General features: G+C 45.8%; 19 protein-coding genes and 4 pseudogenes. 12 read left to right on the top strand and 11 right to left on the bottom strand.

Annotation, left to right across the window (positions count from 1 at the left end):
• Positions 1 to 141: 141 nt before the first annotated feature.
• From H8A87_RS14025 to H8A87_RS14010, 4 genes are all read left to right on the top strand, one after another.
• A complete protein-coding gene (locus H8A87_RS14025; RefSeq protein ID WP_198690569.1) occupies positions 142 to 675 on the top strand; it encodes a hypothetical protein in 534 nt (177 codons plus the stop codon).
• Between the two features lie 37 nt (positions 676 to 712).
• Positions 713 to 2,437 carry a DUF637 domain-containing protein gene (locus H8A87_RS20225; protein ID WP_332460373.1) on the top strand — a complete coding sequence of 575 codons (1,725 nt, stop codon included), beginning with the start codon at positions 713 to 715 and terminating at the stop codon, positions 2,435 to 2,437.
• Positions 2,434 to 2,895 carry a DUF4279 domain-containing protein gene (locus tag H8A87_RS14015; protein ID WP_198690568.1) on the top strand — a complete coding sequence of 154 codons (462 nt, stop codon included), beginning with the start codon at positions 2,434 to 2,436 and terminating at the stop codon, positions 2,893 to 2,895. Before H8A87_RS20225 ends, H8A87_RS14015 begins: the two co-directional genes overlap by 4 nt.
• A gap of 272 nt (positions 2,896 to 3,167) precedes the next feature.
• Complete coding sequence (locus H8A87_RS14010) at positions 3,168 to 3,512, top strand: immunity protein YezG family protein (protein ID WP_198690567.1); 345 nt, start codon at positions 3,168 to 3,170, stop codon at positions 3,510 to 3,512.
• A gap of 38 nt (positions 3,513 to 3,550) precedes the next feature.
• Here H8A87_RS14010 and H8A87_RS14005 read toward each other — a convergent pair whose 3' ends face one another.
• The 10 genes and pseudogenes from H8A87_RS14005 to H8A87_RS13960 form a co-directional block, all read right to left on the bottom strand.
• On the bottom strand, positions 3,551 to 6,340 hold the full coding sequence (locus H8A87_RS14005) for a conjugative transfer ATPase (RefSeq protein ID WP_198690566.1): 2,790 nt from the start codon (positions 6,338 to 6,340) through the stop codon (positions 3,551 to 3,553).
• Positions 6,340 to 6,741 (bottom strand): TIGR03751 family conjugal transfer lipoprotein, encoded by a 402-nt coding sequence (locus tag H8A87_RS14000; RefSeq protein ID WP_198690565.1) that lies wholly within the window; start codon positions 6,739 to 6,741, stop codon positions 6,340 to 6,342. The genes H8A87_RS14005 and H8A87_RS14000 overlap by 1 nt, the downstream gene beginning before the upstream one ends.
• A complete protein-coding gene (locus H8A87_RS13995; protein WP_198690564.1) occupies positions 6,729 to 7,085 on the bottom strand; it encodes a hypothetical protein in 357 nt (118 codons plus the stop codon). Before H8A87_RS13995 ends, H8A87_RS14000 begins: the two co-directional genes overlap by 13 nt.
• Positions 7,085 to 8,488 (bottom strand): annotated as a pseudogene (locus H8A87_RS13990) (TIGR03752 family integrating conjugative element protein). Before H8A87_RS13990 ends, H8A87_RS13995 begins: the two are co-directional and overlap by 1 nt.
• Positions 8,478 to 9,314: a TIGR03749 family integrating conjugative element protein gene (locus tag H8A87_RS13985; RefSeq protein WP_198690563.1), complete on the bottom strand. Its 837-nt coding sequence runs from the start codon at positions 9,312 to 9,314 to the stop codon at positions 8,478 to 8,480. The pseudogene H8A87_RS13990 and the gene H8A87_RS13985 overlap by 11 nt, the downstream one beginning before the upstream one ends.
• Entirely contained in the window at positions 9,311 to 9,967 is a 657-nt protein-coding gene (locus H8A87_RS13980) for a PFL_4703 family integrating conjugative element protein (RefSeq protein ID WP_198690562.1), read from the bottom strand. The genes H8A87_RS13985 and H8A87_RS13980 overlap by 4 nt, the downstream gene beginning before the upstream one ends.
• Positions 9,964 to 10,337: pseudogene (locus H8A87_RS13975) on the bottom strand (TIGR03750 family conjugal transfer protein). The gene H8A87_RS13980 and the pseudogene H8A87_RS13975 overlap by 4 nt, the downstream one beginning before the upstream one ends.
• A 10-nt stretch (positions 10,338 to 10,347) precedes the next feature.
• The gene (locus H8A87_RS13970; RefSeq protein WP_198690561.1) at positions 10,348 to 10,725 is read right to left on the bottom strand and encodes a TIGR03745 family integrating conjugative element membrane protein; all 378 of its coding nucleotides are present in this window, start codon (positions 10,723 to 10,725) and stop codon (positions 10,348 to 10,350) included.
• A 35-nt stretch (positions 10,726 to 10,760) separates the two neighbouring features.
• Complete coding sequence (locus H8A87_RS13965) at positions 10,761 to 10,997, bottom strand: TIGR03758 family integrating conjugative element protein (protein ID WP_198690560.1); 237 nt, start codon at positions 10,995 to 10,997, stop codon at positions 10,761 to 10,763.
• On the bottom strand, positions 10,997 to 11,323 hold the full coding sequence (locus tag H8A87_RS13960; RefSeq protein WP_198690559.1) for an integrative conjugative element protein, RAQPRD family: 327 nt from the start codon (positions 11,321 to 11,323) through the stop codon (positions 10,997 to 10,999). The genes H8A87_RS13965 and H8A87_RS13960 overlap by 1 nt, the downstream gene beginning before the upstream one ends.
• A gap of 153 nt (positions 11,324 to 11,476) precedes the next feature.
• Between H8A87_RS13960 and H8A87_RS13955 the strand changes: the two genes are divergently transcribed.
• Positions 11,477 to 12,043, top strand: coding sequence for a DUF5710 domain-containing protein (locus H8A87_RS13955; RefSeq protein WP_232370260.1), 567 nt, complete (start codon positions 11,477 to 11,479; stop codon positions 12,041 to 12,043).
• On the opposite strand, the pseudogene H8A87_RS13950 reads toward H8A87_RS13955, so the two are convergent.
• Positions 12,018 to 12,766: pseudogene (locus H8A87_RS13950) on the bottom strand (ISAs1 family transposase); the annotation flags it as partial. The gene H8A87_RS13955 and the pseudogene H8A87_RS13950 sit on opposite strands and share 26 nt — an antisense overlap.
• Positions 12,767 to 12,841: 75 nt before the next feature.
• Between H8A87_RS13950 and H8A87_RS13945 the strand changes: the two are divergent.
• The 7 genes and pseudogenes from H8A87_RS13945 to ribD form a co-directional block, all read left to right on the top strand.
• Positions 12,842 to 13,123, top strand: a complete 282-nt coding sequence (locus tag H8A87_RS13945) for a transposase (RefSeq protein ID WP_198690558.1) — start codon at positions 12,842 to 12,844, stop codon at positions 13,121 to 13,123.
• A gap of 169 nt (positions 13,124 to 13,292) precedes the next feature.
• Positions 13,293 to 14,201, top strand: coding sequence for a LysR family transcriptional regulator (locus tag H8A87_RS13940; RefSeq protein WP_198690557.1), 909 nt, complete (start codon positions 13,293 to 13,295; stop codon positions 14,199 to 14,201).
• A 499-nt stretch (positions 14,202 to 14,700) separates the two neighbouring features.
• The gene (locus H8A87_RS13935; protein WP_198690556.1) at positions 14,701 to 15,438 is read left to right on the top strand and encodes a class I SAM-dependent DNA methyltransferase; all 738 of its coding nucleotides are present in this window, start codon (positions 14,701 to 14,703) and stop codon (positions 15,436 to 15,438) included.
• A gap of 60 nt (positions 15,439 to 15,498) precedes the next feature.
• Complete coding sequence (locus H8A87_RS13930) at positions 15,499 to 16,503, top strand: formylglycine-generating enzyme family protein (protein ID WP_198690555.1); 1,005 nt, start codon at positions 15,499 to 15,501, stop codon at positions 16,501 to 16,503.
• Positions 16,504 to 16,538: 35 nt separating this feature from the next.
• A complete protein-coding gene (ribA, locus tag H8A87_RS13925) occupies positions 16,539 to 17,144 on the top strand; it encodes a GTP cyclohydrolase II (RefSeq protein ID WP_198690554.1) in 606 nt (201 codons plus the stop codon).
• Between the two features lie 17 nt (positions 17,145 to 17,161).
• Complete coding sequence (locus tag H8A87_RS13920; protein ID WP_198690553.1) at positions 17,162 to 18,847, top strand: WD40 repeat domain-containing protein; 1,686 nt, start codon at positions 17,162 to 17,164, stop codon at positions 18,845 to 18,847.
• Between the two features lie 246 nt (positions 18,848 to 19,093).
• A pseudogene (gene ribD, locus H8A87_RS13915) lies at positions 19,094 to 19,499 on the top strand (bifunctional diaminohydroxyphosphoribosylaminopyrimidine deaminase/5-amino-6-(5-phosphoribosylamino)uracil reductase RibD); the annotation flags it as partial.
• Positions 19,500 to 19,521 lie beyond the last annotated feature (22 nt).

The following is a 19,521-nucleotide window of genomic DNA, read 5'->3' as shown; positions in this document are numbered from 1 at the left end:
TGTCCTTTGACCGATTCTGATTGGTGACAATAACGGCAATAGACGTCAACTTGGGCCATGCTTCATCCTTAAAAAGTCGGAAGCATATCACAGCAACTAACTATTTAATACATAACCCGAAAAAGTTCAAGTGGAGGTTTTTTGGGGGGTACTAAAACAACTACTGAAATTAGTCACAAAACGGGTCATGACGTCAGCGAATTTATTGCTGCCGGCAATATTACTATGCTCAGTCATGATGACAGTACTTATGAAGCAAGCAAAATAGAAGCCGGTAAAAACATCAGACTGATTAGTACACATGGTAAAGTTAATTTTACCGCCATGCCAAATACGTCGTTTGAGCAAATAACCAGTAGCTCGAAAGGTTTTTTCATTAAACAAGCCAATAGCGGGCATAATAACACTACCTGGACATTGCCAGCGATAACGGCAGGAAGTTTATTCACTGTCGAGGCTAATTCAGGCATTTACGCTGATATTAAAATACAAAAAAGCCAATCCCTGAAAACGGCATTGAGTATTCTTGGAGAGAATCTAGAAACAGCCTGGTTAAAAGATTTAAACAACCGACATGATGTAAAATGGAATGACGTTCAGGATACTTATTCTAATTGGGATTATCATCATCAGCAGTTAAGCCCGGTAGCCTCTGCTATAGCTAAATCAGTATAACTTGACGCAGTCTACATGCCTCATAAGCAATACTGCCTTGTCATTTGAATTTAGATGCTATGTCATATTATTTTGGTTCTGCTATATTATAGCAGTAGCGGCAGTGACTGCGGGAGCGGGTTTAACTGTTGCGGCTGGCGCATCAGCAGCGTCTACGGCGACAGGAGTGGGTGCGGCTACCGCAGCAACAGCGACTACCACCGGTGCTTTTGTTTCCGGCGCAACCATTGCCGGTATCTCATCTTTAGCTTCTAAAGCCGCCGTGACTCTGGTTAATAATCAAGGAAACCTATCTAAAACGTTTAGAGAGTTAGGTAATAGTGACACGGTAAAATCAACCATTACTTCCATGGCCATTGGTGGTGCGTTGGCCGGATTTGATCAGGCCATGGGCTGGAGTGCAGCGAAAGATGGCACTAACGCAGCGGCATCATCAACTCATTCAAATATCCCGCTATTAAATAAAGGTGCCGACTGGAGCAAAGTCGCTCAACGTGTTGCTGGACAATCAGTCATCAGTTCCAGTTTAAATACCACCATTAATGGCGGCAGCTTTAAAGATAATTTTGCCGCCGCATTGCTTGCCAATGCCGGTAATCAGATTAATGCGGAAGGGGCAAACCTTATCGGGAACAACGGTGCAGTATTAGGTGTTCCGGGGAAGATGATTAGCCATGCGGCAATATCCGCCCTCGCAGCAGAAATTGGGGGTGGAGATGCGAAAGGTGCGGCTGCTGACGCGTTAGCTGCTGAATTGGCAGCAGTTGTCATGGAAAGCACACTATTTGAACCTAAATACAAGAATGAAGCTGAACGACAATTTCATAAAATTCAAGAAGCGCTTACAGGCAATGAAACTAAGGCTCAAACAGCGCAGGTTATTGGGGCGCTGTCAGGTGCATTAATTAGTGGTACGCCAGAAGGTGTTTACAGTGCGGCTAATAGTGCTGAGCTTGTTTACCGTTATAACTATACCGAACATATGTGGGATCAAATCTTCCGTGAAAACGGAAGAGATATGATAGCAGCAAAAAATGGAGATAAAGCCGCTGCTGAACGTGTAGCTGCACGACAGGATGGGGCCGCCGCCGTTCTTGCCGTTTCGGCCGGAGCATATGCTACAGTTTACGGCGGTTATATACTGGTTGGAAGCACTGCTGAAATGCTTATGGCTGGGCGTGCCGCTTTTGAAGCTTGTAAAACTCAGCCAGCTCTATGCGTAAATAATATGGCTATCTTTACAGCTGATGCCATTGCTCCCGAAGCAGCTATGGGCACTGGGCTTTTGGCTGTTGGTACTGTCAAGGTATTGGGTAACAGCAAAGAAAGTGCAATGAAATTAGCTGAGGAGTTAGGTAATACTTCAAGAGCGCTTTTAGAGAAAAATAAGTTAGATACTCATATAGTAACAAATCTGGTAGAAATTGAAAAAAGAAGCAACAGAAGCGTTGTACAATTGCCAAATGGTCAGTGGGTTGATGCAGATGGTTTACCCTTACCTGTTCCACCAAGTGTCGGGGCTTCAGGTAGAGTTCCTGCCGTTCTACAAAGTGGCGGTAATACTATGAATCAAAGTACAGCCAACGGATTAAATAAATATTTTGGTGAGAAATTACATAAAAGAGAATGGGGAAGAGCCCTCGAAGAGCTAAAAGCCGATAATAATTTGAGAAATGATCACCATGGACGAATTATTGATAATGGTGATTATATTAATTCGATTGGTGAAATTATCGGCAACATAGGAGATTATTTAAAATGAGTAGAATTACATCTCGAAGAACCCCAATATCACCTAATTACCCCAGTTGCGATGAATGTTACGCTAAGTTATTAATTTATCCTGGAGATGTACATCCAGATGAGGTGAGTTCTTTACTGTTATTAGAACCAACTAAAAAAAATATTGTAGGCACACAGATTGTAAATAGACTGGGACGAGTAAAGGAAATAAAAGTATCAGGTTGGTTTTTGTCCTCAGAGAATTATGTAAATTCAAAAGATCTTAGAGATCACTTGAACTGGATTTTGGATAGAATCAGGCCATCTTCTGGTGGGCTTAAGCAGTTACAAAATATAGATGGGGTGACAATGGGTATCGACTGTGTCTGGCGTTCTATAGCTGGCCATGGTGGTCCAACCTTGTGGCCAGAGCAGATGCAAGCAATGTCTGAATTAGGCTTAGAGTGCTCTTTTGATATCTATTTTGTGGGTGATTAATGGTTGTGATATTACTCATTATGACTATATAAATCAAAATGTTAAATATAAAACTTTAGCCAAAAATCTGGGATTATCCCTTTAGTCGTTAGTTATCCTTAGCAAGCCGGGTAATAAACTGCCCGGCTTCGCTAACAACGCTTATCGGTAACCTTATGATGCTGAATCCTGAGCGATAAAAACAGGCAGCTTAAATTAACTGAGGTACCAACAATCTTGACAATTACCGCTCCAATACGAGTCAATATCAATAATGCTTCTGGGAGCAAATAATGAGTTTAGACGATAAGACATATGCCGAAATTGGTCAGCTCCTGTTCAACGCAGCGCCGGATGACGCAAAAAAAATCATTATGGACGCACAATTATCCTTAGATGGTAATTGCTGCCAATTTAAATACAATTACATCAATGATAGCAATGATAGCAATGATAAACATTGGTTTTTACCCGAGGATGGACTCACAGATCATAAATTAAGAGAACTATTAGTTTCACTCAGGCAATTTTTTGTAGAAAACATCCATTCGGAGCAACCGCCGCATTGGTCAGGTTGTATAGTGACGGTTGATGTAGAAAAAATGAAGCTCAATGTCGACTTCAAATACGAAGACTAATCTGAACGCTATCCCAGCCACCATGCTGGGATAGCGCATCAACCTGCCACCATTGGCATTATTTGTACTAGCTCAGAATTAACCTTCAATCCCCGTGCGATATCCATTTTTCTGGCCACCAAAACAGCGGCTTCTAATTCACTGCACTGATGTTCCCGCATCAATGCCCGTCGTTCGGCCTTTTCTTCTTTTTCCGTCATACCCAGTGCCAGATAGAGGCTCGGGGGCACGACCCGAAACAAGGCTTCGATTTTCTTTGCCAGTACCACGCCTTCGGTATAACAACGGGGTAATTTACTGGCAGAGAGCAGCACCGCTTTCTGCTCTTCAGTCAGCTTTTTAAAGCGGGCGATTTGCTCCACTTCATCGGGTGGCATGGTGAGACACAGCCACCATTCGGCCATATTCAGCATCTTTTCGGCGGTGTCGGGATAATCCGCCAGGTTTTGGGTGGCGAGCCACAGCCAGGCACCGAGTTTACGCCACATTTTCACCACCTTGGTCATATACGGTGATAACAACGGGTTGGTCGTGGTGATATGTCCTTCATCAATCACCAGTTGCAGTTCGCGATCCTGATATTGATCCCGTTCAGCCAGATTATTGACTTTGTTAATCAGCGACACCATCGCCAGTGCCATCTGGGCCGAGTAGTTCTCCCGTGCCAGTGTGCCCAAATCAATCAGGGTGACATCCACTTCCGGCCACGGCGTACCGGGACGGTTAAACAGTTCACCCTCAAAGCCTTGTGTAAACATTGACATGGCGCTGGCCATTTCATCCGCCCGTGTCCGTCGGTGTGCGGTGATTAACGGTTGCCCGTGCTCATCCTGCTGGTGATTACGGGCGATGGCATAAAGGGCATTTTGTAAGTCTGAAGCCACCATTTGGCGTGCTTCGTTAAAGCTGGTCTGTGCTGCCATCATAATCGCTTCGCGGATAAGACCACGATCAGAGCGGGTCAGGCGCTCTTCTTCCCTTTTCTCACCGCCGGTGATCATCAGTCGGGCGGCAATTTCCATTTCGCCCAGAATATCGCGCTGTTCATCAGCCTCCTCTTCCGCTTGTTCATCGGTATCAGGAATATCGGCTTCGTTAATGCGCAATTGCTTGGGACTCAGTTGCAGCAGCTGATGCGCATCGGCAAACAGCGCCAGACTGACGCCACAGCCCGGTCTGATGCCGATTTTATTCACCGTCAGCCCCAGGCTTTCGTAGTAATCGGCCAGCAAACCAAAACTGTTGCCGGCTTCGACAATAAACAGGCGCGGCCGGTGTATCGCCATCAACTGGATGAGCGAGACGCACAATGTGGCTGATTTCCCCGCCCCTGTCGGGCCAAACAGCAGTAAATGGGCATTCTGGGTGCGATCCTGTTTGTTCATCGGATCAAAGGTCAGCGGCGCCCCGCCCCGGTTAAAGAAACTGAACCCCGGATGCCCGGTGCCGGTCGAACGGCCTGTCACCGGCAATAACCCGGCCAGATGCTGTACCCAGGTCAGACGGCTGTACCAGTGTTTTTTGTCTTTCTGCGGGTTAAAGCACATCGGCAGTGCCCGTAACCAGGCATTCAGCGGTGACACACTGAATTCCGGCCGGACAGGCTGCAATCCCGCGGTCAGCAGGGTGGAGGATAACTGATGCACCCGACGGTTGATATCATCCAGATCCTTGCCCCGCACCAGAAAGGTCAGCGCACTGCGGTACAGTTTATGCCGTCGCCCCAGCAGTGCTTTGACTTCCTGCACATCCTGCCGGACGCGCAGCGATTCGGTATTTTCTCCCACGGCATTTTTCGCCAGCCGGGTAAAATCCTCTTCCAGTCTGTCCTGCGCCTGCGCCACAATGGTCAGCGAAACTACCGTCCCTGCCGGCATCATATCCATCAGGGTATTGATATTATCACCCCGTTTCACTTCGCCTGTCAGTGTTCCCGGTTCCGGCGGACGGCGCAGGCGCTCGACCGGAATGGCTTTATGCGGCACCCCGTCAAACCACCAGACGCCCGCTTCAGGATCAGACACCGGCGGGGTAAACCACAGGCTTTCGGCAAAATCATTATTGACCGGGAGATCGGACGGTGTGGGGGTTTCGTAACCCACGGTACGGTAAAAATCGGCTTTTGCCATCCCCCAGTCCGGCACCGGATTAAAATAACGCAACAACCAGCTATGGATCTGCTCCCCGTTTTGCCGATGGGTAACGACACCGGCAGCCGCCAGCGATGAGACCAACCGTTCGCAGACCCGATTAAGGGCGGCAACAGCCGGTAAGGTTTGTCTGTCATGGCGGGATTTTCGCGTGGCCGGAAGCCACCGGTAAACCACCATACGGGTCTGGCGCTGCTGGCCTCGCCACGGCTGCCCGGTGATTAAGCTGTCCTGAAATATCCCGTCAGTCCGGGCAATGCTGTTCAGGTGATGCTCAGATTCCGCCAGAAAGGCGTCAGTAAACGGTGTTCCCTGTGCCCAGGGTTTCACATAGCCCCGCAAGGTGTTGAGATAGTCAGCAGGATCATCTTCATCCTGACAAAAAAACTGCACCACCCATGGCGAAATATCGTCTTCTTCCAGACTGTCCTGGATCGCATCTTCCAGTTGATCCCGGATTTCAATCAGACGCTCAGCGGGACGCCCTTCCGTGGCGATGGGTTCAATCCGGTAGACCGCACCGACCGAGATACCGTCATCCAACAACAGGCATTGTCCGTCTGCCAGATATTCCACCCAGGGCAGGTAATCGATGATGGAGGGGTTTGCATGGTAAATCGCGGTTTCATCCGCCTCACGCAGTTTACCGGGACGGTTCAGTGCTTGGGGTATATCCATTACAATGCCTCCGTGCGTTCACCCGGCAGGGCATACTGTACCTGCTGATAAAACGAAAATACCGTGCTGTAGCCCGGTATCGGCGTGTTGCCAGCAACCAGATGGGGGAAGACATACATCACCATATCGGGATTGGGTAAGCGGGGAAACTGCCGGCTGATTTCCTGCGCGGCTGAACGGCTGTAATGATAAGGTTCTTCCAGTGCCCTGAGCCGTTCGGATGGGGTTAAAGCCCGGCGTAGGATCTGCCTTGCCGATACAGTCGCGTGACCGGCCTTGTTCCCCTGCCACATCGCCAGCACCGTTTGCTCTCCGGCAGGTAATAAGGTCTCTTTCGAGGTGGCACAGCCGGCCAGTAACCCCGCCAGACACACGACCCAGCCATAGTTTATTTTTCGCATACGTCGCGCTCCGTCATACTAAGGAAGTCAAAGGTGGCAAATTCTGGGTGTACCGCCAGCTCTGATAAGGTAAAAGGCAAAGGCTTCCAGTGTTCAGGCTCAATGCAGGCTTTGCCTTCCACCACCGCCTGCCACTGGGTTTCCGTCAGACGGAAGACGGTAAAATCACCGTCACTCAATGGCTGACATTCCCTGTCGACTGAGAGATACAACCGGCACTCTTTTTTGCGCACCGCACGCCAGTAAAGCTGTACCTGTGCGGGTTCAGCCCGTGACGTCACCGGCACTTGCAGGCAATACGGGGAACCCGCACTGAATAGCCACTGAGAAGGGGGCTTTTCCATTAATCTAATGCTTCCTGATTGTCACGTTGGGCGGCCTCACTCACGCCGTAGCGCACCTTACGTCCTTTCGTTTCGTAATCAATCGCCAGACCTTGGGTGATATGCACCACAACACAGGCACCGGGCGGGACATAAACCGCATCAAACGTCTGGCTGTAGCGCTGTCTGAGCCATTCGCTCAGGTCATTCATGCCACCTGACATCGCTTTGCCTAGGCATTACCCGTTAACGCCGTGGTGATACCGCCTGTGCCGCTGGTCTGGGCGGTACGCTGACTTTCACTCAGGGCATCGCCGGCCGAATGCATGGCCGAGAGGGCAAACAGGGTCGGCAGATAGGTGGCCGCGTTGGATTTGCGCTCACCGCTGATACAGGGAATGCCGTTTTCATCGGACAGCCAGCCGATACCGTGGGTGTTTTGCCCTGCGCCCGGCAGGGTGCGTACCGTGCCATCCTGAAAAACAACCGTGATGGAATTAACCTGACCGCGCACGCAGGAGAGTGTCCAGTCGCCCTGGCCGAGCCGGACACCACCGCCCCTTCCACCTCCGGCAGTGCGATGCCGTTGGCCGTCAGGTTGTCTTTGCCGATAAGGATTTTAAAAGGATAAGGGTCAGTCACCGTACCATTCACGGGGACACGGCCTAATAACGCGGTCATGGCCTGACTGCCCACTAACGTGGCATTTTCAGGCAGGGTATAGACCGGCTTTTCATTTTCTTCCTTTGATGGGTTTTGAAGCGATGGGCTTTGGGGCTTATTTTGCCCGGCTGTCGGCTGTTCACTTAAAAAAGAAGTCGGAAATGGCACCGTGGCTTTTCCACTGCCGGGGGTTTGTATGTCTGCGGGCTTTTCATCGGCGGGTGCTATCCAGATAAGTTCATTCTGCCCTGTGCCTGCATTGGCAGAATACGGATACTTCCCGCCCCAAGCGGTATCTGGCTGTCCTGTACAGGCAGAGGCGCTGAATTTAAGCGTTCTGTCAGTAAATCAATCTGTGCCAGCAATCCCTGCTGTTCATCCTGTAATTCACGCCGGCGCTGTTCATCACCCTGCCGGATGGCTGCCACCGCCGCGTCTATCTGACCGGCAACATCCTGACGCTGATTTTTTAACTGGTCATTTTCTTTCAGGATATCGGCATTCTGCTGACCTAAGCGTTGCTGCTCTGCCCGCACGTTATTGAGTGTGCCGACCAGCGTTCGCAGGGTATCTTCCGGCGTATCACCGCCGACACCCAGCGCCTGTAGCTCCTCCGGTGACAACGTGGCCAGGACATTATTCTGGGGGGTGTTGGGTGCGGTACTGTCTGTTGAACTGCAACTTTTGATGCCGATAAACCCGCCGACCATCAGCACCGCCGGCACCAGAATTTTCACCAGACTGTTGGATTTAACCTGCATGACGGTCTCCCGGTTTCACCGCTACCGGCTCAGGGATAAAGGCATTATCCGGCAGTCCCTTGACCACAAGATACAGTACCGTCGTGTCTTCCGGTGTCCCTGCTTCACCCAGCCAGCGATGCTGAAATGTTGCTGCGACAAATTGCCCCTGCAAGGCCCGTGGGTCGAGCGTAATGTTGCGTTTGGCCGTATTACGCAGTTTCAGGGCTACCACCGTGTAATTTTGCACGCCCCAGCCTGTCAGCGGGGAAACCGCAATCGGTTCTGAAGGGTAGAGTGTGGTGATGAATTCGGGTAAATGCAGACTGACCGGGTGGATCCCCGTAACCGGTTCGACGGTACGCAGCGGGGCATAAAGCTGCTGAGCGGCATAGCGGGTTAATACCACAGGCACGGGAGCCGAAAGTGCTGATTTTCTCTGATGCCGGGGTTCCTCTTTTGAGGCAGAACCTTTTTCATCCGGATAAAGAATGCGTACCGGCTCTGTTGACCCCGCTTTGGTGGCCGTGATATCCAGTAAGATAATTTCGCCGTTTTCACTGTCCTGCAATTGCAGGCGGGTTGGCGAAAAGGCATGACTGGCTTTCAGGTAAACCGCGCCGCCTGCGCTCTGTACCCGCAATTTATCGCTGAGGGACGGGGACAAACCGACACGGACATTTCTGTCCGCAAAAATAATCCGCTCCTGACCTACCTTGAGGGCAATGGATAACGGAATGCGTTCCCATTTCATCAGTTCATCAGCCTTTGCACCGAGGCTGAACAGCACGAGGCTGACCAGTCCCAGCCAGAAACAGGCAGAAGAGCAAGATGGATATCTTTTCATTGGAACACCCCCTTTTTCTCTTCCACAGGTTGTGGCATCGCTTCCAGTCGCTGTGGCATCCCGTCGTAACAATCCAGCGCCAGCCCGAAGGGGTTACGCTCCGCATCCCCCTCCCAGCGCACCACTTTCAGGGGATAGCGCACCAGTACCCGTTTCACTGGCTCGGCGTGATAATATTCATCGGCCACCAAATCCAGCCGCACCACCCAGTTATCCCGGTTACGCACCGTCACACTTTTCGTCCCGTAACCCCGGCCGGGAATTTCATACACCACCCGCACCCGGTCGAGCAGTTCGCCGCTGTCTGCCCTAGTTTTGGCATCTTCCCGCAAAAAATCCTGACAGGCGGGGGTCAGATAAGGCGACAAAGCCGCAATTTTGGCCGGGTAATCCTGTGCCCCGTTTTTCGGCCAGGCATTCAGTTGCTGGAAAAGATAAAAGGCAAAACTGTAAACACTCGGCACAGGCACTTCCCACCACGGGCGGGTGCTGCCGCTGCGTAAGTCCGGCGGATTATGGATAGTGAGATTGCGCGGTGACATCATCCAGCCCGTGAGCGTGATCAGCAAAACCAGTATCAACACCCCGCAAGCGAGCCGCAGGGTCAGGATATGCTGGTCACGGTTTTTCAGCGCATGACGAAACCGGCTCATCGCATGCTCCCGTTACGATGAGTCAGCCTGCTTCGGCGCAACGACCAGCCCTGAGCCGCAATAATCAAGGCCGGATCACCAATACCCAGCCGGCGTTTTTTTCTTCCAGCTTCAGCCAGAGATAATTTTCCGGCTTGCCGCGCTTAAGCTGCGCGAGCCAGTGACCACCAAAACTAATCAATAACAAGGGCATAAACAGCATCCCCGTCGGTATCATGACCCAGCCGGCTAACGGGATAAAAGGAAGGCTTACCATCAGCCCGAATGCCAGCCCCAGCAAAGCGGCCAGCCCCATTTCCGGTGTGGTGAATCCCCGGAATACGATCGGTTCGGCATTTAAGCGATCAGGCAGGAAAGGGATCGTCTGCATAAATTACACCTTAAAAGATAATACCGGCCGATTTCGCCAGCAGCCAAATCACCGCAACCAGCAGCACCACACCCACCACGATGATCGAGCCAAACTGTGTCCAGGTGGCTTTGCCGTCCCGCACTTCGGAGAAAGTTTCAACCGCCGCTGAGGCGACCTTAAAGAACGCCACTGCCGAAAGGATCAGCCCGCCAATCACAATGCCATCCTGCGCATAGCCTTTCACCTGTCCCAGTAATCCGCCTCCGCCGCCACTTTTTGGCGGTTCGATAGCCGGTAAATCGGCCCGGGCTGATTCACAGAAAAGACCGGACAGCAAAAGAACGGTACTTATTCTGGTTATCAGGTTCGCACTGATACGACGGCAAACAGTAAAAATTGGCTTCATGTTCAATCCATTCCTTTTTTATTATGTTCGTTGAATCAGCTGGCAAACATCCAGACCGCGACCACCGGTAAGATGGCGGTTCGCATAGCAAACTGGCTGATTGTCTGGTTACGTATTTTTTCATTCGCCCAGCCGTTCCAGACATCCACTGCGGCCCAGGCCGCCCAGAGAAACAGGGTGGCTAAGAAAAATCCGACGCAGACCAGATACAGAAAAGTGATATCAAAATGCCCCGAGGCCCCGGTAAAGGCAGTGTGTTGTGCCTCCGTCATTATGAGCGTTCCTGACGGTAATGACCGGATAGCGTGCCTGACGCCTGCTGCTGGGCACGGGAAGGGGTCAGGTAGCGATCAATACCGGCTTTGATGGTGCTGAGATCCGCTTTGATACGAAGGTAATCAAAGTAATAGCGAGGGCGGGTTGGGGTGTCAGCCTGCTTTTCAGCGAGGTTTGCACGTTCCAGTGCCATCTGCACCTGATCAATCAGATTTTTTGCACTCGCCAGTTCATCTTTCTCGGCTGCCTGCGCAAGCGGCATACACACCAGGGTCAGTCCCAGCAGACAGGCAGAACGGGACAAAGAAAAGTCACCACGCATCAACACACACCTCATCATAGATTTCAGGAGGCCGAGGATGCGGGGTTTTTCAGGTCAGATCAGCAATAAACTCTTTATGCTTTGATGAAAATTAGCTAAATAGTCCGGCTAATTTATTTAATTAATTAACGATTTAACCATGAAGGAACAAACATGCTGCGGATTGATTTAAACGTCCCTGATGAGGAATACGAACAGGCACGGAAGCTGGGCGCACACTGGGATGCCGTCGAACAAATCTGGTATATCGACAACAGCATTGACCCGACGCCGTTTATCAACTGGCTGCCGTTCTACAATGTCCATGCAGAATACTGGTATCTCGCCCAGACTCAGACAGCCTGCCCGCACTGTCAGGAAAACACCACCGTCACGGCCTGTATGCTGCCTGCCGGACATAAGCTGCTGGAAGCGGACAGCGACGATGAACCCGACACAGAAATTGACTATACCGAGCAGGACAGACCGGCGTTCTTGTTTTATCTCGCCGATCTTCCCACCCTCGTGCGTAACGTGCTGCCCGGCTTTCACCACCGCCTTCGCAAAGTCGTCAGCCAGCCGCTGCAACGGCAGCACTGGATAAACCACTGCGAACACTGTGATGCGCCGCTGGATGATACCGAACTGTTTACCGAAATTGGCTGCGCGTTTTTTCCAGCATCTAAGGAGCAGGCCGCAACTATTCAGTTGCACCATATCGATCAGCCGTTTGTGGGGTAAATTTCGGTTTTAACTGGAATACATAGCGCTCTTCGCGTCGGCCATGGGCTTCTTGCCTGATTTCCGTTATCACTTGCTCTTTACCCGCATCAAACACGGCCTGAAATTGAGATTGAACCACGTCCCACAAGTTGGGTTGATTTTTCTTCACCTGAACAACCACATGCGCTTTCTTTTCACTGATTTTTTCCAACGTTTCACGCTGGCAATGTAGGGCATCAAGGGTTACGATACTGCCTTTTAGATTAAGGATATTCAGCATCTGGCGGACGGTACTGATTTCCCCATTTTTGGTCGCCGTCGCTTTCTGGCTTAACACCAATCCTGCCTCAGTATCATAGGCAGTGACCAGTTGGACGGCATTTTTCTTATCGTTACGATAGGCCCGTCGCAGGACTTTCCCATCAAAAGCGATAATCGGTTTGTTTCCCAACTCACGCTGCTCATTAACCCAGTTGAGTAAGGCTTCCAGCAGGGAATTCAGCTCGATAGCACGCAATATTCTCGCAATGGTATGCCGACGGGGTGTATGCCATTGAGGAACGGGCGATACGTTTTCAGCCACTTAATTTTTGCCCGGCCATAAGTTTTAATATCTTGCCAACCTTCGGCCCCCGCCATAATGGCACTGACGACAAGGAAAATGACATCAATCAGATCGTACTGACAATTAATATCAGAGCGTGTTTCTTTAACAACGGATAAATGTTCAATCAGAGTCATATGCAAGCGATTAGAAGAGAAATAAGGCTAATTAGATCATGTCATTACTTTTCATTCAATAGGTGTTAAAAAAGTATGCTCGCGCCCTGCTTTGCCGGCACAGTTCGAGCACACAGGGGAATAGAAAACCGGGTACATTGGGTGCTGGATGTCTCAATGAAAGAAGGTGCTTGTCAGATCCACCGGGGAGAATCAGCGGAGATATTAGCGTGTATGCGTCATCTGAGCCTGAATTTGCTTCGGGCAGAAACAACCAAAAAAGCCAGTATTCATCGAAAACGGAGAATTGACAGCATGGATATTGACTATTTGGACAAGGTATTAGCCACAGGGTTTAATACGTTGGGCAAGAAATGAACATTCACGTCTTGCCTCGCCATTTTTTCTAATGAGTATTCTGAATTATCATTCTACTATGACGATATTAGATTTTGTGATCTACACACCAGTTGTTTTTAAAAAAATCTATAAATGAGATGAAATTTCATGTAACTTATTAAAAAAATAACATTTCATTATAAGATTTATGAATAATTTGCGAAATATTGACCTTAATCTCTTAGTAACTTTGCAAGCCTTATTACTCGAAAAGCATATTACCCGTACAGCAAATAGGTTACATAAAAGTCAACCAGCAATAAGTCATGCACTTGCAAGTTTGCGTAATTTGTTTGACGACCCTTTACTTGTTCGTCGCTCTGGAAGACTTGAACTCACTGTCCGAGCTCAGGAATTACTCATACCTCTTCGTGAGGTTTTGGGACAAATTAATACACTCATAGAACCCCAAGTATTTGATCCCACTCAAACCAAAAGAACATTCCGCTTATCCATGTCAGACTATGGTGCTCGTGTTCTATTACCTACTTTAATTCGAACATTTCGTACGATTGCCCCAAATGCTAAATTATCTATAAGCCAAGCTAGCCGAGAGTCAATGCTAATTGATGTCATTGATAGTGAGATCGATCTGGCACTTGGTGTATTTCCCCAAAAGATACCTGAAGATTTACGCGCGCATTCTTTATTCGTCGAAAAATTCTCTTGTCTGGCCGATGCTTCAACTATTCCAGAAAATGGACACTTAGATAAAAACTCTTGGTTAGCGCGCTCTCATGTTTCTGTTGCTATGCGAGCAGGAGTAGAAGATGATATTGATCGTGCTTTATTGAAAGAAGGCTTACATAGAAAAATTAGTGTACAACTTCCTCACTGGGGAATAGCTAGCGATATCATTTCTGGCACTGATTTAATCCTTACAGTCGCTCGACGTAGTTTAATTAATATAGAAAACAATCATAATCTACGGATATTCTCTCCGCCATTTAATATCCCTCCTTTCGATTTTAAAATGGTTTGGCATAAACGGCAGGAAATCGATGCTGCTCATTGCTGGTTAAGACAACTTATCATGCGTTTTTTGAATAATAGCTAGCATGATTTTTGATGCTATACTTTTTCGCCATTTCAGTCCTGAGATGGCAATACGCTCCTAAAAATATATATCCATTTGATTTATAATAAAAAATACAAGAACGCAAGGGATGACGATTCACTTACGTGATGAAAAACATTGTATCATATTGATTTAAATTGATTATTTACCAAAAAAACAGTGCTTGAAATCAAATTCATATAATAATTTATTATATAAATAACAATTTTTATTATGAAGAGCGCTCTCATAAATATTAATTATATTTTTCAACTATCAATATTTAATTAAATGATTTGAAATTTATCTTATTTAAACTATCATTCCCTCCTAAAAATAATCATCTTATTTTTATATTGACATTAATGAAAAAAGTAAATTTATGCCTATTTATTCTATATAACAATTTCAAGATATGACTAAAAATAAATAAACCAAACTATATCTATTTAAAAAATACTCCACCCAAAACCACTTAATTTACTATCAGGAATACACAATGAAAAAGAAAATTATCTATGATTCTATTGGAGAATCTTTCGAAGAATTTACAGATACCGTCGCTCAACGTAAAATAGAAGTCAGAACGATATTCGATATGATCGGTGATGTCAGTGGAAAATCTGTTTTAGATTTAGCTTGTGGATATGGCTATTTCGGTCGAGAGCTACGGCATCGCGGTGCATCCAAAGTTATTGGTGTAGATATTTCAGAAAAAATGGTAGAACTAGCTAGGGAAAAATCAAACCAATATGGTGACGATCTTGAGTTTCATGTCCGCAACGTTTGCACTATGGAATCATTCGGGAAGTTTGATATTGTTGTTGCCGCTTGGTTATTCAACAATGCAGAATCGTTAGATGACCTTGAAGCTATGTTCCGTGTTATTGCAGATAATATAAAACCATCCGGAAAACTAATTGCTTATACTGTTGATCCTAATTTCCAATTAAAAATGGGAAATTTTGATATCTATGGAGTCAATGTTCTTAGTGAAGAATTTTGGAATGGTGGTTTTCGCCATTCTGCCGAGTTTGTTACTAATCCGCCTAGTTCTTTCATATTTTATCGTTGGAGCCGTGAAGATTACCAACATGCATTGGAAAAAGCTAGATTCAAGAACGCTGTGTGGAGAAAACCATTACTTTTAGATAGTGATATAAAATCTTATCCAGAAGGATTCTGGAATACTTTCCAAAATAATTGTCTACAAACAGGCCTTATTTGTGAATACTGAATTCAATGTTTTCTCTATTATAGAAAATAACAACTACAAATTTGAAGTGAATTAATAAAAATGAAGCATTTTCATTCACCATCCTATTTAAAAAAGGCATCTCCATATTTAAGTAATAGAGAATTACTGGGATTGCAAGAAAATTATCTTCCAACTAGGAATTTAAAATTAACTTTAGATGAATTCAAAAAATTATCAAGAGAAAGTATAAATTACTGGTTAAAAATTATTGAAAGTACAGATTTTCCATTAGAATATCGTTACACATCAGGGCAATTACTTTCATATGCAGGGGATCCAAGGCTAGATCCCCTTGCACCAGAAATGATAGATATTCCGGGTGGCGATATTAATATTGGATTATCTCCTGAAGAATTAGATTCTACTATGGATGCTTTGGCCGATTTAAATTTAGATCGTGAATGGATAATAAAAGAAATCCCTCGCCATCACATTCATTTAGATCCTTATAGAATTGGTAAATATCCTGTTACTCATTTTGAATATATGACTTTTTTACAGGATAGTGGTGAGAACCGTTTACCAGATACTTGGTTTTTAGGACGCTATCCTTTTGAACTTGCTAATCATCCGATTAATGGTATTACGGCTGAAGATGCTGATTGCTATTGTTTATGGCTAACAGAAAAAACAGGTAGAACTTTCCGGTTACCTCATGAAGCCGAGTGGGAATATGCAGCAGCAGGTTCTAATAATCTACAATTTCCTTGGGGAAATCAGTTTATTCCAGACCATGCCAATACAGCAGAAAGTGGAATATTTACCACAACGCCAGTTGGTATGTTCTCCTGTGGTGCTTCACCTTTCGGTTGTTTAGATATGGCAGGTAATGTTGAAGAATATGTTGCTGAAAAATATGAAGTTTACCCAGAAGGAACTACCGTGCAAGATGATTTAGTTAATGCTCAAGGTAACCATAGGGTAGCTCGAGGTGGAAGCTATTCTCGTTTTCGAGATCTTGCCAGGAATACTCGCCGTCATGGGAAATTCCCAAAAAATATTTATGTTATGGGCTTTCGTTTGGCTGAAAGCCTTTGCGAATAAAAATAATTAAATTAAACAACAAAGAAATATAAATTATGATTACGTGCCGTGTAAAAAACTCTGTTGATATTCCTATTCTTTCAGAAGGGCATATTGGTTCTTTTATATCATTTGATGGCTTTACATCACCAAATGAACATATTGCCATAGTAATGGGAGAGTACAAAAATAAATCTCCACTTGTTCGCATTCACTCAGAATGTCTAACCGGAGATATTTTTGGCTCACATCGCTGTGACTGCGGGGCTCAATTACAAGAAGCGTTACAGCAAATGTGTGACGAAGGTGGCATATTGTTGTACTTACGCCAAGAAGGACGCGGTATTGGATTGTACTCTAAATTAGATGCTTATCGCTTGCAAGATAAAGGACTAGACACTTTCGAAGCCAACAAACAACTTAATTTCCCTGAAGATGGACGAGATTTCTCTATTGCAGCAAGTATGCTATATGCACTTGATATAATGCATTGTCGATTAATGACGAATAACCCAGAAAAAGTTTCCTCATTACAGAAAGCTGGAATACAAGTAGATGAAGTCATATCTACTGGCGTCTACATGACCAAACATAATCAACACTACCTTATGGCTAAAGCCAGCAAAAAAAATCACTCTATCAAACTAAAGCTATCTGTCTAAATAAGGTTATAACAATAATGAAACACTTTGCTCCAATAAGCGGTATTGCTTCTTTTCAAGAACGTTACTTAGCTACTGCCGGTTACGATAATCAAGTTATCCTTTGGGATGCTCAAAATAAACAAGCATTACATCGTGTTTATCATGACCATTTAGCTAACCAGTGTTCATTCAGCTCTGATGGTCGTTGGTTAGTGAGTGCAAGTAGCGATTATAGTGCTCGAATTTGGGAAATCCCAACCATGCGGTTAAAGGCAGCATTAGTAGGTCATGAAGATGATGTGGAGATGGCCGTTTTTAATCCAACCAGTGATCTTGTTGCTACCTGCTCACGGGATAAAAGCATTCGATTATTCAGGGTAGATAATGGTCAATGCCAGCATGTTTTACAAGGACACAACACTGATGTTATTTCTGTTAGCTGGAGCGCAGATGGTACTACTTTAGTATCAAGTAGTGATGATGGCACAATTCGTCGTTGGGATACTATCAAAGGTGTTGAGATTGAATGTATAGATCTTAATGGTGTGGAAACCGATACTATTGCTTTAACTCATAGTGGAATAATCTTTGCGGGCGATGATGAAGGTAAACTGATTGTTATTGATAATACCAACAAACGTAGTATGCAAGCTCACTTAGCAGGCATTAAGAGAGTTGTATGGAATGAACAAACACAACATTTAATTAGCCTCAGCTATGATCGCTCCGTTGTTCTATGGAAATTTTTTGATGGGGAGCTTAAAAAGATCGCTGAAAGTTCTTTACCTAGTCTGATATGGCCTAGAAGCTGTGCTTTTCTTGGCGAAGAACGCGTTGCTTTTGTCACTTTTGGCTCAACTTATGCAGTTTGGAATCATCATTTAAATACTTGGGATCTTGATGGTATTGAGCAAGCTATTAGTCTTAATTCAGTGACCATATACGACAACAATACTTATTCAATCGGTGATGCTGGCACTTTATTTATTAATGGTAAACCCAGGATTGCCATTGGTAACCTCTGTAATTTTCTTCTGCCATGTGAACAAAGAATACTTACAGGTGGTCAAATGGGGCAACTCTTTGATGCTATTAGCGGTGAGTTGATTTATCAACATCGTTCTCCTCTCAATTGTGGTACTACTTTTACCCGTAATGGGTATCAGCATGCTGCTATAGGCACTTACACAGGTGAAGCTTTAATCTTTAACATTGATGAACATGGTTCAGTACATTTTTTGGAAGAAATACGCTTGCATGACAATGCAATCAAAGGATTGTCTGCTAACGATGCATACCTATTTAGTGTATGTGCAACAGCTGCTGTAGCATTCCATCGAATTGATAATTTTGAATTACATTCTTACATTGAAAAAGCCCATGACCGCATTTCTAATGACTGTTCATCTATTGATGGTGGGTTTGCTAGTGTAGGCCGAGATCTAAAACTTAGGATATGGCAATCTGATAAAACCGAAGTGTACGAAACACCCCATCATCATTCAGTGAAATGCATATCAACTTCTGACGATCAACAAATTATAGCAACTGGAAGTTATGGTGGAACTATAGCTTTATTTGATTTACAGAAACGTAAATGGATTTCAGAAAATAAACTAACAACAAGTGGTATTTCTTGTATTACCTATTCATCAAAAGAAAGAAAGTTTGTTGCTAGCTCTTATGATGGAAATCTATATTCAATTAAAATCAGTGCCTAATCAGTAGAAATATTTATTCATAGAAGGGGAATTGATCTCACTCTAGAGGGGCGTACTAAAATCACTAAAAACAATCATGTTCCATTTCTGTCGCTCTAAAACCTAAAGATCGATAAGGTAGAGCCAAAATCTGTTACTGACCACCTCCATAAGGGGTGGTTTTCAGTTCAGAATACAAAATTTCTGCATGGTTTACACACCACGCAGAGCTTAATTATGACAAGAGAACGAAATATGTCTAATACTATTTCTGATGAATTATATATGCGCCACGCATTGGAACTGGCAGAAAAAGGTCGTTACACCGCTCGCCCTAATCCTAAAGTTGGCTGTGTTTTAGTTCGAGAAAATACCATTGTTGGTGAAGGCTGGCATTCTCGTGCGGGAACACCACATGCCGAAATTAATGCACTTTATCAAGCAGGTTCACTAGCTCATGGTTCAACTGCTTATGTCACTCTGGAACCATGTGCGCATCATGGTAAAACTCCTCCTTGCTGTTATGCCCATTATTAATGCGGGTGTTAATCGTGTTGTTATCGCCAGCGAAGATCCCTACCCGCAAGTCAATGGGAAAGGAATTGAATGCTTACGCAAAGCGGATATCAATGTTGAAGTTGGTCTTCTGCGAAAAGAGGCTGAAGAACTTAACTAACCTGAGATCGGTTTAAGCC

It is taken from the genome of Xenorhabdus lircayensis, from assembly GCF_016306625.1.
Lineage (GTDB): Bacteria > Pseudomonadota > Gammaproteobacteria > Enterobacterales > Enterobacteriaceae > Xenorhabdus > Xenorhabdus lircayensis.
The sequence above is the reverse complement of the archived record's forward strand: the minus strand, read 5'-3'. Positions and strand labels throughout refer to the sequence as shown.

What these genes read in the sequence shown, in the direction of transcription:
- H8A87_RS13980 (WP_198690562.1), bottom strand. Translation starts at nt 9,967, where the DNA reads ATGAGCCGGTTTCGTCATGCGCTGAAAAACCGTGACCAGCATATCCTG.
- ribA (WP_198690554.1), top strand. Translation starts at nt 16,539, where the DNA reads ATGATTACGTGCCGTGTAAAAAACTCTGTTGATATTCCTATTCTTTCA.
- H8A87_RS13960 (WP_198690559.1), bottom strand. Translation starts at nt 11,323, where the DNA reads ATGCGTGGTGACTTTTCTTTGTCCCGTTCTGCCTGTCTGCTGGGACTG.
- H8A87_RS13920 (WP_198690553.1), top strand. Translation starts at nt 17,162, where the DNA reads ATGAAACACTTTGCTCCAATAAGCGGTATTGCTTCTTTTCAAGAACGT.
- H8A87_RS14010 (WP_198690567.1), top strand. Translation starts at nt 3,168, where the DNA reads ATGAGTTTAGACGATAAGACATATGCCGAAATTGGTCAGCTCCTGTTC.
- H8A87_RS13965 (WP_198690560.1), bottom strand. Translation starts at nt 10,997, where the DNA reads ATGACGGAGGCACAACACACTGCCTTTACCGGGGCCTCGGGGCATTTT.
- H8A87_RS14005 (WP_198690566.1), bottom strand. Translation starts at nt 6,340, where the DNA reads ATGGATATACCCCAAGCACTGAACCGTCCCGGTAAACTGCGTGAGGCG.
- H8A87_RS13945 (WP_198690558.1), top strand. Translation starts at nt 12,842, where the DNA reads ATGCTCGCGCCCTGCTTTGCCGGCACAGTTCGAGCACACAGGGGAATA.
- H8A87_RS14015 (WP_198690568.1), top strand. Translation starts at nt 2,434, where the DNA reads ATGAGTAGAATTACATCTCGAAGAACCCCAATATCACCTAATTACCCC.
- H8A87_RS13970 (WP_198690561.1), bottom strand. Translation starts at nt 10,725, where the DNA reads ATGAAGCCAATTTTTACTGTTTGCCGTCGTATCAGTGCGAACCTGATA.
- H8A87_RS13930 (WP_198690555.1), top strand. Translation starts at nt 15,499, where the DNA reads ATGAAGCATTTTCATTCACCATCCTATTTAAAAAAGGCATCTCCATAT.
- H8A87_RS13935 (WP_198690556.1), top strand. Translation starts at nt 14,701, where the DNA reads ATGAAAAAGAAAATTATCTATGATTCTATTGGAGAATCTTTCGAAGAA.
- H8A87_RS13995 (WP_198690564.1), bottom strand. Translation starts at nt 7,085, where the DNA reads ATGGAAAAGCCCCCTTCTCAGTGGCTATTCAGTGCGGGTTCCCCGTAT.
- H8A87_RS14000 (WP_198690565.1), bottom strand. Translation starts at nt 6,741, where the DNA reads ATGCGAAAAATAAACTATGGCTGGGTCGTGTGTCTGGCGGGGTTACTG.
- H8A87_RS13985 (WP_198690563.1), bottom strand. Translation starts at nt 9,314, where the DNA reads ATGAAAAGATATCCATCTTGCTCTTCTGCCTGTTTCTGGCTGGGACTG.
- H8A87_RS13940 (WP_198690557.1), top strand. Translation starts at nt 13,293, where the DNA reads ATGAATAATTTGCGAAATATTGACCTTAATCTCTTAGTAACTTTGCAA.
- H8A87_RS13955 (WP_232370260.1), top strand. Translation starts at nt 11,477, where the DNA reads ATGCTGCGGATTGATTTAAACGTCCCTGATGAGGAATACGAACAGGCA.